General features: G+C 59.5%; 12 protein-coding genes. 7 read left to right on the top strand and 5 right to left on the bottom strand.

Annotated elements, in window-relative coordinates; translation table 11 throughout:
• The first annotated feature begins 34 nt into the window (after positions 1-34).
• Entirely contained in the window at positions 35-724 is a 690-nt protein-coding gene (locus KW403_RS14240) for an HAD family hydrolase (RefSeq protein ID WP_223020118.1), read from the top strand.
• 139 nt (positions 725-863) lie between these two features.
• Here the strand turns inward: KW403_RS14240 and KW403_RS14235 are convergent, their stop codons facing one another.
• Positions 864-1,430, bottom strand: a complete 567-nt coding sequence (locus KW403_RS14235) for a hypothetical protein (RefSeq protein ID WP_223020117.1) — start codon at positions 1,428-1,430, stop codon at positions 864-866.
• A gap of 254 nt (positions 1,431-1,684) precedes the next feature.
• Here KW403_RS14235 and thrC point away from each other — a divergent pair, with 254 nt between their 5' ends.
• Genes thrC through KW403_RS14215 form a run of 4 tightly spaced genes read left to right on the top strand, consistent with a single transcriptional unit; the run spans position 1,685 to position 7,929 of the window.
• The gene (thrC, locus tag KW403_RS14230) at positions 1,685-3,088 is read left to right on the top strand and encodes a threonine synthase (protein WP_223020116.1); all 1,404 of its coding nucleotides are present in this window, start codon (positions 1,685-1,687) and stop codon (positions 3,086-3,088) included.
• A 24-nt stretch (positions 3,089-3,112) separates the two neighbouring features.
• Positions 3,113-4,405 (top strand): M16 family metallopeptidase, encoded by a 1,293-nt coding sequence (locus KW403_RS14225; protein WP_223020115.1) that lies wholly within the window; start codon positions 3,113-3,115, stop codon positions 4,403-4,405.
• A 15-nt stretch (positions 4,406-4,420) separates the two neighbouring features.
• Entirely contained in the window at positions 4,421-5,023 is a 603-nt protein-coding gene (locus KW403_RS14220) for a GNAT family N-acetyltransferase (RefSeq protein ID WP_223020114.1), read from the top strand.
• A gap of 47 nt (positions 5,024-5,070) precedes the next feature.
• Positions 5,071-7,929 carry an EAL domain-containing protein gene (locus KW403_RS14215; protein WP_281425692.1) on the top strand — a complete coding sequence of 953 codons (2,859 nt, stop codon included), beginning with the start codon at positions 5,071-5,073 and terminating at the stop codon, positions 7,927-7,929.
• A 43-nt stretch (positions 7,930-7,972) separates the two neighbouring features.
• On the opposite strand, the gene KW403_RS14210 is transcribed toward KW403_RS14215, so the two are convergent.
• The gene (locus KW403_RS14210; RefSeq protein WP_223020113.1) at positions 7,973-8,554 is read right to left on the bottom strand and encodes a YqgE/AlgH family protein; all 582 of its coding nucleotides are present in this window, start codon (positions 8,552-8,554) and stop codon (positions 7,973-7,975) included.
• A gap of 180 nt (positions 8,555-8,734) precedes the next feature.
• On the opposite strand from KW403_RS14210, the gene KW403_RS14205 reads away from it, so the two are divergent.
• Positions 8,735-9,532, top strand: a complete 798-nt coding sequence (locus tag KW403_RS14205) for a protein-disulfide reductase DsbD domain-containing protein (protein ID WP_223020112.1) — start codon at positions 8,735-8,737, stop codon at positions 9,530-9,532.
• Between the two features lie 38 nt (positions 9,533-9,570).
• Complete coding sequence (locus tag KW403_RS14200; RefSeq protein ID WP_223020111.1) at positions 9,571-10,062, top strand: peroxiredoxin; 492 nt, start codon at positions 9,571-9,573, stop codon at positions 10,060-10,062.
• 131 nt (positions 10,063-10,193) lie between these two features.
• On the opposite strand, the gene rnhA is transcribed toward KW403_RS14200, so the two are convergent.
• Genes rnhA through ispH form a run of 3 tightly spaced genes read right to left on the bottom strand, consistent with a single transcriptional unit; the run spans position 10,194 to position 12,621 of the window.
• The gene (gene rnhA / locus KW403_RS14195; RefSeq protein WP_223020110.1) at positions 10,194-10,640 is read right to left on the bottom strand and encodes a ribonuclease HI; all 447 of its coding nucleotides are present in this window, start codon (positions 10,638-10,640) and stop codon (positions 10,194-10,196) included.
• On the bottom strand, positions 10,637-11,605 hold the full coding sequence (locus tag KW403_RS14190; RefSeq protein WP_223020109.1) for a homoserine kinase: 969 nt from the start codon (positions 11,603-11,605) through the stop codon (positions 10,637-10,639). The genes rnhA and KW403_RS14190 overlap by 4 nt, the downstream gene beginning before the upstream one ends.
• 2 nt (positions 11,606-11,607) lie before the next feature.
• Positions 11,608-12,621: a 4-hydroxy-3-methylbut-2-enyl diphosphate reductase gene (gene ispH / locus KW403_RS14185; RefSeq protein WP_223020108.1), complete on the bottom strand. Its 1,014-nt coding sequence runs from the start codon at positions 12,619-12,621 to the stop codon at positions 11,608-11,610.
• Between the last annotated feature and the right edge of the window lie 68 nt (positions 12,622-12,689).

The following is a 12,689-nucleotide window of genomic DNA, read 5'->3' as shown; positions in this document are numbered from 1 at the left end:
GCCTTTCAGGTTTTAAAACTCCACAGGTCTTGCCATGCCCGCTCCCGAACTCGTCATATTCGACTGCGATGGAGTTCTCGTTGATTCGGAAATCATTGCCTCGCGTGTCGAGGCGAAGGTCCTGACCGAAGCGGGGTTCGAGATCACGCCGGAAGAGCTGGCACGCCGCTATGCCGGCCTCACCTTCAAGGACATTCTCCTGTCCATTGAGGAGAATGCCGAGGCCCCCCTCCAGGCCACACTGATTGACCGTGCCGAGAGTGAAGTCGACAGGAAGGTGCGCAAGGAGGTCAAACCGCTGGAGGGCGTTCACGAAGCCGTGGCCGGCGTCACCGTGCCGAAATGCGTCTGTTCAAATTCGAGCCATGAACGGGTGGAAGCGATGCTGTCCCGCACCCGGCTCCTGCCCTTTTTCAAGGATCACATCTACTCGTCTCTTGAAACGCCCACCCGCCAGCCCAAGCCGGCCCCGGACGTTTTCCTCTTTGCTGCCGAAAAGTTCGGCGCCGCAACCGGGCGCTGTTTCGTCATTGAGGACTCAGTGCATGGAATCGCCGGTGCGAAGGCCGCTGGCATGCGGGTGATCGGGTTCACGGGCGGATCGCACATACAGCCCGGTCATGCAGACCTTCTGATGGAAGCAGGAGCAGAGACGGTCATTCACCGCCACCAGGACCTCAACGGCGTGGTCGCAGCCCTGTCGGAATGGAGCGAGGACGCCTGACGGCACATCTCGCAAAAGGATTCAGCCGGAAGTTCCAACACGCTGATTTTTTTATGCAACGGGAGGAGCGCGGGTCTCCTCCTGCCATACATTTGCAGACGGAGCGCCGCGGCCTGCTGCCTGGAACACGCTGAACTGATCAGCGGCCGACGTTCGGGCCCTCGTCGAACCCGACCATCAACTGAATGCTGCGATCGGGCGCCCCCGTAATCATCACATTCGGATCGTTGAAGATAAACTGAGTAGCCCCCGCAGTATCGCTGATTGCCACCTGGTGCTGGAACAGTTTGGAATAGACCACCTCACCGCCGCGAACAGCCACGATACGGATCGGCATCGTGATCGTTCCGGTGTTGCCCTTCGGGCCCGGCACCACCCGCCCTGCCACGGCCACCGTCATTGTGAACGAGCCAGTGGCATAGGTGCATTTGCGTGTCACATCGCTGATCGACGCCTGGTAGATGACGCTTCCCGGCTGATCCTGCCCACCCTTTTCATAGGTGGTAAAATATGCCGTCCCCTCACGCAGAGAGACCGGCGGACAATAGGCGCGCAGTTCACTCTCGCGGATCACGTCCGTGTCCTGTTGTTGAACATTTCCGTTCTGAAGTTCAAGACCGCCTGTGGCGTCGTCGGACTGACAGCCCGAAACAATCGCGGTGGCAGAAAGCAGGATGGAACTGATGAGAAAACGATAATTGACCAAGTGACATGCCCCGTGGATCTGCGCGCCCTACAAGCATTGGGTGAAGCCCATGCGAAAAGGCTGCGGAGAGATGACAGATTTTTCCGGCAATTTCCAGAAATCCCGACATCGACGATCAATTTCCATGCGGTTTGAGTGGAAAACCGGTTCCCACCCGTCCAGATCATGCTCTATACCAGACGCGCAGCCGGAATGCGACGGGCTCGTGCGCGCACCGGTGCTCCCTCCTCGCGCTTCATGAGGCAACACGACGAATGGCGACAGATTATATCAGCACGCGCGGCGATGCGCCGGCGCTTGGTTTTTCCGATGCGATGCTGGCGGGGTTGGCCCGCGATGGCGGTCTATACGTTCCTCGTGAATGGCCGCGTTTCTCGGTCGATGACATTCGTGCCATGCGCGGTCAGAGTTATAGCGAAATCGCCTTCCGTGTTCTGTGCCCCTTTGTCGGTGACGAGATCGACACTGCGACGTTGCGCCGCATCATTGATGAGAGCTACGCCACCTTCCGACACCCCGCTGTTTGCCCCCTTGTCCAGACCGGTCCCAACGAGTTCGTTCTCGAGCTCTTTCACGGCCCCACGCTGGCCTTCAAGGACATCGCCATGCAGCTTTTGGCGCGGTTGATGGACCACGTTCTCGCCGAACGAGGCGAACGCGTGACGATCGTCGGCGCGACATCCGGTGACACCGGCGGCGCTGCGATCGAGGCGTTTGCCGGTACCGAGCGGGCAGACGTGTTCATACTCTTCCCCGAGGGGCGCGTCTCTCCGGTCCAGCAGCGCCAGATGACCACGTCGGGCGCCGCCAACGTCCACGCGCTTGCCGTCCAGGGCAATTTTGACGATTGCCAGGGCCTTCTCAAGGACATGTTCAACGATCATGCCTTCCGTGACAGGGTCGCCCTGTCCGGTGTGAACTCGATCAACTGGGCGCGCGTCATGGCTCAGATCGTTTATTACTTCACCGCCGGCCTCTCCCTCGGTGCCCCTGACACACCTGCATCCTTCACGGTGCCTACCGGCAACTTTGGTGATATTTTCGCTGGCTACGCCGCTAGAGAGATGGGCCTGCCCATCGACCGGCTTGTGATCGCCACCAACGACAACGACATTCTCGCCCGCACGTTGACGAGCGGTGAATATGCGACCCGCGAGGTCGTCGCGACCACCTCGCCGTCCATGGACATCCAGGTATCTTCCAATTTCGAACGCCTGCTCTATTTCGCTTCGGGTGGGAATGTGGATGAAATCCGGCGTTACATGCAGATGCTCAAACAGTCGGGAAGTTTCACCGTCGAACCAAAGACACTGGCGGCCATTCGGGATGGCTTTTCTGCGGGCCGTTCGGATATGGCGGAGACCGCTGCGACGATCGGCCGGGTTCGGCGTGAGAGCGGCTATCTGCTTGACCCGCACACGGCCACCGGCGTGAAGGTCGCGCGTGACATGCCGGCATCCGCATCGCCCATGGTCGTGCTGTCGACCGCCCATCCGGCGAAGTTTCCGGCAGCGGTCAAGGATGCCAGCTGCATCGAGCCAGCCCTGCCTGAATGGCTTGGTGATCTGATGAATCGGAAAGAGTCCTTTACAGTCCTTCCCTCAGATTTAAGAATGCTGCAGGATCATATTAGCCGCCATGCGAGAGCGGCGCGTTGAGTTTGTTCAAGGAGTGAGAAGCATATGGGTGTTGAGGTAAGCCGTCTGTCGAACGGCCTGACGGTCGCAACCGAAACCCTGCCTCATCTGGAAACCGTTGCGCTGGGCATCTGGGTCAAATCCGGTTCGCGCAACGAGCACGAGAATGAGCACGGTATTGCGCATCTCCTGGAACACATGGCGTTCAAGGGGACCAGCAAACGCACCGCACGCCAGATCGCAACCGACATTGAAGATGTCGGCGGTGAGATCAACGCGGCGACGAGTGTCGAGACGACCGCCTTTTACGCCCGCGTTCTCAGCGCCGATATGCCGCTGGCGGTCGAACTTCTGTCCGATATTCTGACCGATTCGAAATTCGACCCGCATGAGCTTGAACGCGAGCAGCATGTGATCCTCCAGGAAATCGGGGCCGCGCACGACATTCCCGACGACATCGTCTTCGATCGTTTTACTGAAACCGCATTTCGCCATCAGGCGCTTGGCCGCTCCGTGCTTGGAACGCCGGAAACGGTCCAGTCCTTCACGTCTGATCAATTGCGTGGCTTTCTGGAACGCCAATATTCGGCCGACCGTATGGTCATCGTCGCCGCGGGCGGTCTCACACATGACGCGTTCGTGCGTGAGGTCGAGAGCCGTCTCGGCGGTTTCCGCAGCAAGGCCGAGGGCAAAACGCCCCCCTATGCGCATTATGTCGGCGGTGACTTCCGCGAGCATCGCGATCTGATGGATGCGCAGATTATTCTCGGCTTCGAAGGCCGAGCGTATCACGTGCGCGACTTCTACGCTTCCCAGGTGCTGTCCACCATTCTCGGCGGAGGCATGTCCTCTAGACTGTTCCAGGAAGTGCGTGAGAAGCACGGTTTGTGCTATTCGGTCTATGCCTTTCATTGGGGATTTTCCGATACCGGTATTTTTGGCGTTCATGCAGCCACCGGCAAAGACGACATTGAAGAACTGGTGCCTTTGCTTCTTGGAGAGTTGCAGAAAGCCGGCCAGTCCATCGGACAAGACGAACTGGACCGGGCGCGCGCGCAATATCGCGCCGGCCTCATGATGGCGCGCGAAAACCCGGCTAGCCGCGCTTCTCAGATCGCACGCCAACTCCTCCTCTACGGCCGTCCCATCGACGTCGACGAGTTGATGGATCGTCTGTCGAACCTTACGGTTGATCGGCTGACCGATCTTTCGCAACGCCTTTTCACCACCAAGCCCACTCTTGCGGCAATCGGTCCGGTCGGCAGCCTTGCGCCCTTCGAATCCATCCAGGATGCACTGAGCGATCAGGGGCCTATGCCACGCAAGCTCGCCGTGTAGGATCGTCTCGGACATATGCTGGACGTGCCCTTCTTCCGCCGCCCGCCTCCGGCGCTCAAGGGCGAAACAGTGTTCCTCAGAATGCCGGTCTTAAGCGACCATGCGGAATGGGCGGCCCTGCGCGATGAGAGCCGTGGATTCCTCGTCCCCTGGGAGCCCAGCTGGGCTCCCGACGAGTTGTCCAAAGGTGCGTTCCGGCACCGTCTGAAGCGCTATCGTGCTGAATTCGACAAGGGTACCGGGATCAGCTTCTTCGTCTTTGACGCGCCGACGGAAGCTTTGGTTGGCGGAATCACCCTGTCGAACATCAGACGCGGCGTCGCCCAGACCGCTAGCATAGGCTACTGGATGGGGGAGCGTTATGCCGGTCGCGGAATGATGTTGGCCGCGCTGCAATTGCTCATTCCCTACGCTTTCGAAGGCTTGCGGTTGCACCGTTTGGAAGCCGCCTGTATTCCAGACAATAAACGTTCTGTCGGTTTACTTGAAAAAGCCGGATTTCAGCGCGAAGGCCTTCTCAGATCCTATCTCAGGATCAATGGTTCTTGGCGTGATCATTATCTTTATGCGCTGATCGCCAAGGAGCATCACGTGCCTGTACTAGAACCACGAGGCTGATTTCCTTGTTCCCCGCATTGTCGCGTCCGTTCATTTCCGCACTCATAGTGGCCCTCTTTGCTGCGGTTACTGGCCTTGTCTCGGCAACGGGCCCGGCAGATGCGATCGAGCCGATCAAGATTGCCCGTGACGACGTGGCGTTGGACCTGTCAGGTGCGGTGGAGATTTATCGCGGCCAGGGAGAAGCGTTCCAGGTATCGACTGCGCCTGATGTTGACGGCATCGTCCGGCGCATCGAGGTGGAGGCACAGGATGAGCGCTCCACGGGGGACTGGGCGGTTTTCGCGCTCGCCAACACGACGGACCAGCAGCTAGACCGCCTGATCGTCGCACCCCATTTCCGGCTGGTGGGTTCAGGACTGATCTGGCCCGACCTTGGCTCGCAGCGCATCGCGGCCATCACGCCGAGTTCTGGTTTCACGCTCGACCGGCAGGAAAGCCCGGATGCCGACGAGTTTCATGTCACCCTCAATCCCGGTTCCGTTGTCACCTTCGTTGCCGAACTCTCATCGCCCAACCTCCCACAGGTCTATTTGTGGGATCCTGGTGCCTACAAGGACACGGTGAACGCCTATACGCTTTTTCGCGGTATCGTGATCGGCATTGCTGGCCTGCTCGCTTTGTTCCTCACCATCCTTTTCGTGGTCAAGGGAACCTCAATGTTCCCGGCGACCGCCGCGCTTGCCTGGGCGGTGCTCGCCTATATCTCCATCGATTTCGGATTTTTGAGCAAGGTGATCGAGATCACGCCGGGCAATGAACAAATCTGGCGCGCGGGCACCGAGGTCGGCCTCGCCGCCACTCTCGTTGTCTTCCTCTTTGCCTATCTCAATCTCAATCGCTGGCACGACCATTTCAGCTATGGTGTGCTCGCGTGGATCCTGGGACTTGGCATCATCGCCGGCTTCGCCATCATCGACCCCGCCGTAGCCGCTGGCATCGCGCGCATTTCTTTCGCGGCCACGGCAGTGGTCGGGCTCGGTATCATCATCTATCTCAGCCTCCAGGGCTATGATCGCGCCATCATGCTGGTGCCCAGTTGGGTCATGATCATCGCCTGGATGGTCGGCTCATGGATGGCGATCACCGGAATCCTCGACAACGACATCGTTCAGCCGGCCATCGGCGGCGGACTTATCCTGATCATCCTCTTGATCGGGTTCACGGTCATGCAGCACGCTTTTGCGGGCGGTGCCCTTTTCCAGGGCCTGTTCAGCGATATGGAGCGCCAGGCGCTCGCAATCTCCGGTTCGGGCGACGTGGTCTGGGACTGGGACGTTTCGCGAGACCGCATCATCACGCGTCCCGATGTGAGCCGTCAGCTCGGCCTCCCTTCGGGAAGTCTGAACGGTCCGGCGCGCGACTGGCTCTCAACGCTTCACACCGAAGACCGGGATACGTTTCGTACAACCTTGGACGTGGTGCTTGAGCAAAGGCGAGGACGTATTTCCCAAAGCTTCCGGCTGCGCGGCGCCGACGGTCACTATCACTGGTTCGATCTGCGCGCGCGACCGGTCATCGGTTCCGATGGACAGGTCATCCGTTGCGTGGGCACGATGGTTGACGTCACGGAGCAGAAAAAGGCTGAGGAGCGCCTCCTGCACGACGCCGTCCATGACAATCTCACCGGGCTGCCGAGCCGCGAACTGTTCCTCAATCGGCTCGATGCCATCATATCCATTGCCCGCACGGAACAGCAGGTTCGCCCCACTGTCTTTGTGATCGACATAGACCGGTTCAAGCAGGTCAACGAGGAGTTCGGCATCTCGGTGGGCGACACGATCCTCCTCACCATCGCCCGCAGGCTTCACCGACTGTTAAAACCGCGCGATTCTCTTTGCCGTCTGTCCGGCGATCAGTTTGCCATGATCCTGCTTTCCGAGCAGGAGCCAGCGCGCATCGCGGCAGTCGCGGATTCGGTCAAGCAGGCAATCCGCACTCCAGTGACATTCGCGCGCCGAGAGATTGTTCTGACGTCCTCCATCGGTCTCATTTCCTGGACCACCACGCAGGAATCGGCAGAGGAAATGCTCAAGGATGCCGAGCTTGCCATGTATCAGGCCAAGCGCTTCGGCGGGGATCGGATCGAGCCATTCCGGCCTGCATTCCGTTCCATCGACAACAACCGCCTGCGGATGGAGTCGGACCTGCGCCGCGCAATCGAGCGCTCGGAACTCAAACTCGTCTACCAGCCAATCGTTCGCCTTGAAGATCAGGCCATTGCCGGATTTGAAGCGCTTCTGCGCTGGGAGCACCCGCGACGCGGCGCAATTCCGCCGTCAGATTTTATTCCCATTGCGGAGAGTTCTGGGCTGATTGTCCAGCTCGGTCTATTCGCCATGCAGCAGGCTGCTGAAGACCTTTATCGCTGGCAAAAGCAATTCGCGCATACCCCGCTCTTCATGTCGGTCAATCTGTCAAGCCGCCAGCTCATCCGTCGCGATCTGGTCGGGGATGTGCGCTCCGTCATCGCCCGATCGGGTGTTTCGCCGGAGAGCTTCCGACTTGAACTTACCGAATCGGTGGTGATGGATAACCCTGAACAATCCGCCCATGTTCTGCAGAAGTTGAGGCATATCGGCATCGGGCTTTCGCTGGACGATTTCGGAACCGGCTATTCATCGCTTTCCTACCTGTCGAGCTTTCCGTTTGATACGATCAAGATCGACCGGCGCTTCCTCGAGGATCACAGCGCGCGCGGAATTGTGCTGGTGCGTTCCATGGTCAAGATGGCCAAGGAACTCGAACTCTCTGTCGTGGCAGAAGGGGTCGTCGATCAGCAGGATGCGCAACAGCTGGCCGAAATGGGATGCGACTTCGCCCAGAGCTTCGTGTTTGGCGAACCGGAGGATGCCGAAACCACGGCGAGGCTTCTGTTTGAACACACGACCGCAGCGAAGTCCTGAAGCCTTGATACGATCTAAGCCCGTGCGTGGTTCGGCAGAGCGGTCAGGCGTGGCCGGCGATCTGGCTGAGATTCGCCACATCGATACCGATTGAGGCGAGGACGCGCTCGTATTTCTGGTCGATGTCGCCCTCGAACAGGAGTTCCGGCGTCGCCGGACAGGTCAGCCAGCCATTCTCGCCGATCTCCATTTCAAGCTGTCCCGCTCCCCAACCCGCATAGCCAAGCGCCATCAAGGCATGACGCGGGCCCTGCCCAAGCGATATGGCCCTGAGCATGTCGACAGTGGCCGTCAAACAGATCGTTTCGGACACAGGCATGGAAGACTCCACCACATAGTCATCCGTGTGGAGCACAAAGCCCCTGCTGCGGTCCACAGGCCCGCCGTTGCGCACCGGCATGTTTCGCGCTTCCTGCGGCAGGCGGATGGCCTCCGACTGCTCAAGGATGCCGAGCTGAACGAGAATATCCGGAAAGGCGAGTTGTTGCGGCTGGTTGATGATCAGCCCCATCGCGCCTTCTTCACTATGGGCGCACAAATAAATCACCGCTCGCGCAAAGCGCTCGTCGCGCATGCCAGGCATGGCGATCAGGAAATGGTTTTCCAAATATGGAAGTGCCGTCATTTCCTTACTGTGCCCTTGGTTTCTGGTATTTCCGTCGGTTTCCATGTGTCAGCCTAGCTGGTTTTCCGATGGCTTGAAAGGCGGTTCTCGAGCCGCCACGCGATGCCGCTCACGCATTTATGATGCCCTCTTGCGGAAGTGTGCCTTGCAGGCGCGCGCGCCCGTCTGCAATCTCTCATCATGATTCGAGCCACCTCTCTCGCCCTCATGCTCATGATCAATGCTCAGGCAAATGCCGCCTCCAGCCAATGGCAGGAGAGCGAAGGTGGATCGGTCCGCCTCGTCACCGTCGGGCTTCCCGATGATGGGGGTCGCCTGCGGGGAGCCCTGGAAATTGATCTCAAGCCAGGTTGGAAGACCTATTGGCGCAACCCCGGGCCTGCCGGCATTCCACCCCAGATCGACATCTCACGCAGCGCGCATATCAGTGCCGCCGAACTTCAATACCCGGCCCCGCAACGTGTTCATGACGGCGAAACCCAGTGGGCCGGTTACAAGCAATCCGTGGCCCTGCCGGTCACCTTCACACTCGATCAGGCAAACGCTGTCACGCTGATCGATGTGGACGTCTTTTTGGGCATCTGTGAGACGATCTGCATTCCATTTCAGGCATCTTTCACGTTCGATCCTGCTGCGGATGCCGACAATATCAGCGATGCACTCACGGTTCGCCGCGCCTTCGCATCGCTTCCATCGCCTGCCGAGGCGGCCTTTGGCATCGTTTCCGTTGAAACCTTGAACCACGCTATTCTGCTAAAGGGAAAAGTCCCCGCTTCGATGCGGGATCCAACCCTCTTTCTCGATCACACGCGCGCGCATCTGCTCGGTACACCGAGGCTCGAAAGCCGGGATGGTGACACAGCCAGCTTCACTGTCGAAATATTGGGCGATGATATCGGGAAACTTCAAGGCAGTCCGCTTATATATACGCTGACAGCCGGTGGAGAGGCTGTCTCGGGGGACATTCAGATCCCTTGAAGCACTCTGTTATTCATTCGTTTTTTCAGGAGCCTTTGATGAAAATTTCCGTTGGTGACCGCATTCCCGATGCGTCTTTCAAGAAAGTCAGCACCGAAGGTGCAAACGAGGTGACGGCGCCAGATTTCTTTGCAGGCCGCAAAGTGGTTCTTTTCGGAGTACCGGGGGCCTTCACCCCAACCTGCAGCAACAGCCACCTCCCAGGCTTCGTGGAGAATGGTGATGCGATCCGCGCCCGCGGAGCCGACGACATCGCTGTCGTCTCCGTGAACGACGCCTTTGTCATGAAGGCCTGGGCCGGCTTCACCGGCGCAGAAGACAAGATCACTTTCATTGCGGATGGCAATGGTGACTTCACCCGCGCGCTCGGTCTCGATGCGGATCTGTCCGTCGCCGGACTCGGAAACCGGTCGAAGCGCTATTCGATGATCGTGGATGACGGCGTGATCAGAGCAATCAACGTGGAAGAGAATCCAGGCCAGGCCGAAACGAGCGGTGCCGCCCGCATCCTCGAGCAACTTCAGGGCTGAGACGCGGCTCTTTTTTGAAGATTCGCAATTCAACTGGCTTTCATCCTCGGGGCCACGCTCCGAGGATGCTGGCCGTTCCGCCGCAGAGGTGGACGAGGCGGCGCATGGGATTCCCAGCGTGATATGGCGCGTCAGCGACGTTTCGTCTTGAAAGGCTCCATGCCCGCGCGCGCCAGTGCGTCGGCTCGCTCGTTCTCCGGGTGACCCGCATGGCCTTTCACCCAGTGCCAATTGATCTTGTGGCGCTTGCGGGCTTCATCCAGGGCCTGCCAGAGTTCGGCATTCTTCACAGGCTTTTTGGCAGCCGTTTTCCAGCCATTGCGCTTCCACCCCTCAATCCAGCCGGAGATGCCGTCCCGCACGTAAACGCTGTCGGTGTAGAGATCCACGTCGCAAGGCCGTTTCAGCGCATTGAGCGCTTCGATTGCAGCCTTTAGCTCCATTCGGTTGTTGGTGGTTTCGGCCTCGCCGCCGGACAACTCCTTCTCCGCGCCGTTGTGCCGCAAGAGTGCGCCCCAGCCACCGGGGCCCGGATTGCCCGAACAGGCACCATCGGTATAAATTTCCACGCTTGTCACCTTATGCCGATCCCGTATTCAGATGCAGATCCGATCTGCCGGTGAAAGCGCAGCCGGCGTACATATTCCATGGGGTCGCGCTTGTTTACCAGCGCGCCATCGGCAATGGTCAGCCAGTCATAGAGCCGGGTCAGCATGAAGCGCAGCGCCGAGCCTCGCGCCAGCAGCGGCAGAGCCTCAATCTCGCCCGCGTCCAGAGGACGTACCGACTGATAGCCCTCCAGCAACGCCGTGCCCTTGGTCAGATTGTAGGAGCCGTCTTTTTCGAAGCACCACGCATTGAGACCGGTGGCGATGTCATAGGCCAGGAGATCGTTGCAGGCGAAATAGAAATCGATGATCCCCGAAACCTTGTCACCGAGGAAGAAGACGTTGTCGGGGAAGAGGTCGGCATGGATCACGCCGGTCGGCAGATCCGATGGCCAGCCATCATTCAGTGCCGCCAGGTCTGCCTCGACCTCGGCCTCCAGCCCCGCTTCCACCTCGTTCGCGCGGGGCTTGGCCTTTTCCCAGAGTGGCCGCCAGTCGCCGAGTGTCAGCGCATTCGCCCGCGTCAGCTCGAAGCCGCGCGCAGCCAGGTGCATGTTCGCCATGGCCTTGCCCACCTCGCGGCAATGGCGCGGCGCAGGTTTTCTCAGCCACATGCCTTCCAGAAAGGTTATGAGCGCAGCCGGACGGCCGGCAATTTCGCTTACCACGGCACCATCGCGTCGGCGCACCGGAAGCGGGCAGTTCACGCCATGTTGCGCCAGGTGCTCCATCAACCCCAGAAAGAACGGCAGGTCGGAGCGGTCCACACGCTGCTCATAGAGCGTCAGGATGAAGGCCGCTGTCGAGGTGTGGAGGAGATAGTTTGAATTCTCCGTGCCCTCCGCAATGCCCTTGTAGGAGAGCAGGTCGCCGACACCATATTCCTTCAGGAACGCGCCCAGCTCGATCTCGGAAATATCCGTGTAGACTGCCATGGTTATGCGTTGCCGTTCACAAAGGCCATGTCCGCGCTTGTCAGTTCGACGTCGCGGATTGCGCGCATGACGGGGAAATTCTCCGTCTCCTCGGCGGTGATCGCAAGCTCCACCGTCACATCGAATCGCTCGCGGAAGGCGTCGATGATTTCGTTGACGATGATTTCGGGAGCCGATGCGCCGGCCGAGAGGCCTAGAACACGAATGCCATCGACCTCGTCCCACGGAATTTCAGAAGCGCGCTGCACAAGCAGAGAGCGTTTGGCCCCTGCCCTCTCCGCAACCTCCACAAGACGACGGGAATTTGAAGAGTTGGGAGCACCGACCACGAGGAACAGGTCCGATCCGGGAGCTGCCTTTTTCACAGCCTCCTGCCGGTTGGTGGTGGCGTAGCAGATGGATTCTGCCGCTGGTGCATGCAGATCCGGGAAACGGTCTTCCAAAGCCTTGAGAATGTCCGCCGTGTCCTCCACGGACAGTGTTGTCTGGCTGACAAAGCCCAGTTCCGCACCGTCGGGCCGCGCAAGCGTGTTGGCGCCTTCCACCGTCTCCACCAGGGTGACCGTGCCCTCGGGGAGTTGCCCCATCGTGCCGATCACCTCGGGATGGCCCGCATGGCCAATGAGCAGAACATGACGGCCCAGTCGGTGGTGGCGCATGGCCTGTTTGTGGACCTTGGAAACCAGCGGACAGGTTGCATCCAGGTAGAAGAGGTTGCGGGACTGCGCGTCCGCCGGCACCGATTTAGGCACCCCATGCGCGGAAAAAACGACCGGGCAATCGCGATGGTCTTCCGGTATTTCACTCAGTTCCTCGATGAAGACGGCGCCGCGTTCCTGGAGTCCCTCAACAACATACCGGTTGTGAACAATCTCGTGGCGCACATAGACCGGCGCGCCGTATTTTTTGAGTGCCAGCACGACGATCTGTATGGCGCGATCAACGCCCGCACAGAAGCCACGTGGCCCGCAAAGCCGCACCGTCAGCTTCTGTTTTGTCATGTCGGCAGCCGTCATCTCTTGTCCTCTTGCTGGAGCCGGAATTGGGGGTGTGGGGCACTCAATGTCAAGGCCCGCGTGCCAAA

The sequence above is a fragment of the Nitratireductor kimnyeongensis genome (assembly GCF_019891395.1).
Lineage (GTDB): Bacteria > Pseudomonadota > Alphaproteobacteria > Rhizobiales > Rhizobiaceae > Nitratireductor > Nitratireductor kimnyeongensis.
This window is presented reverse-complemented; position numbering and strand designations above follow the sequence as displayed.

Bases quoted from the DNA above. Each gene is read 5' to 3' on its own strand.
- KW403_RS14240 (WP_223020118.1), top strand. From the start codon at position 35: ATGCCCGCTCCCGAACTCGTCATATTCGACTGCGATGGAGTTCTCGTT.
- thrC (WP_223020116.1), top strand. From the start codon at position 1,685: ATGGCGACAGATTATATCAGCACGCGCGGCGATGCGCCGGCGCTTGGT.
- KW403_RS14225 (WP_223020115.1), top strand. From the start codon at position 3,113: ATGGGTGTTGAGGTAAGCCGTCTGTCGAACGGCCTGACGGTCGCAACC.
- KW403_RS14220 (WP_223020114.1), top strand. From the start codon at position 4,421: ATGCTGGACGTGCCCTTCTTCCGCCGCCCGCCTCCGGCGCTCAAGGGC.
- KW403_RS14210 (WP_223020113.1), bottom strand. From the start codon at position 8,554: ATGACGGCACTTCCATATTTGGAAAACCATTTCCTGATCGCCATGCCT.
- KW403_RS14205 (WP_223020112.1), top strand. From the start codon at position 8,735: ATGATTCGAGCCACCTCTCTCGCCCTCATGCTCATGATCAATGCTCAG.
- KW403_RS14200 (WP_223020111.1), top strand. From the start codon at position 9,571: ATGAAAATTTCCGTTGGTGACCGCATTCCCGATGCGTCTTTCAAGAAA.
- KW403_RS14190 (WP_223020109.1), bottom strand. From the start codon at position 11,605: ATGGCAGTCTACACGGATATTTCCGAGATCGAGCTGGGCGCGTTCCTG.
- ispH (WP_223020108.1), bottom strand. From the start codon at position 12,621: ATGACGGCTGCCGACATGACAAAACAGAAGCTGACGGTGCGGCTTTGC.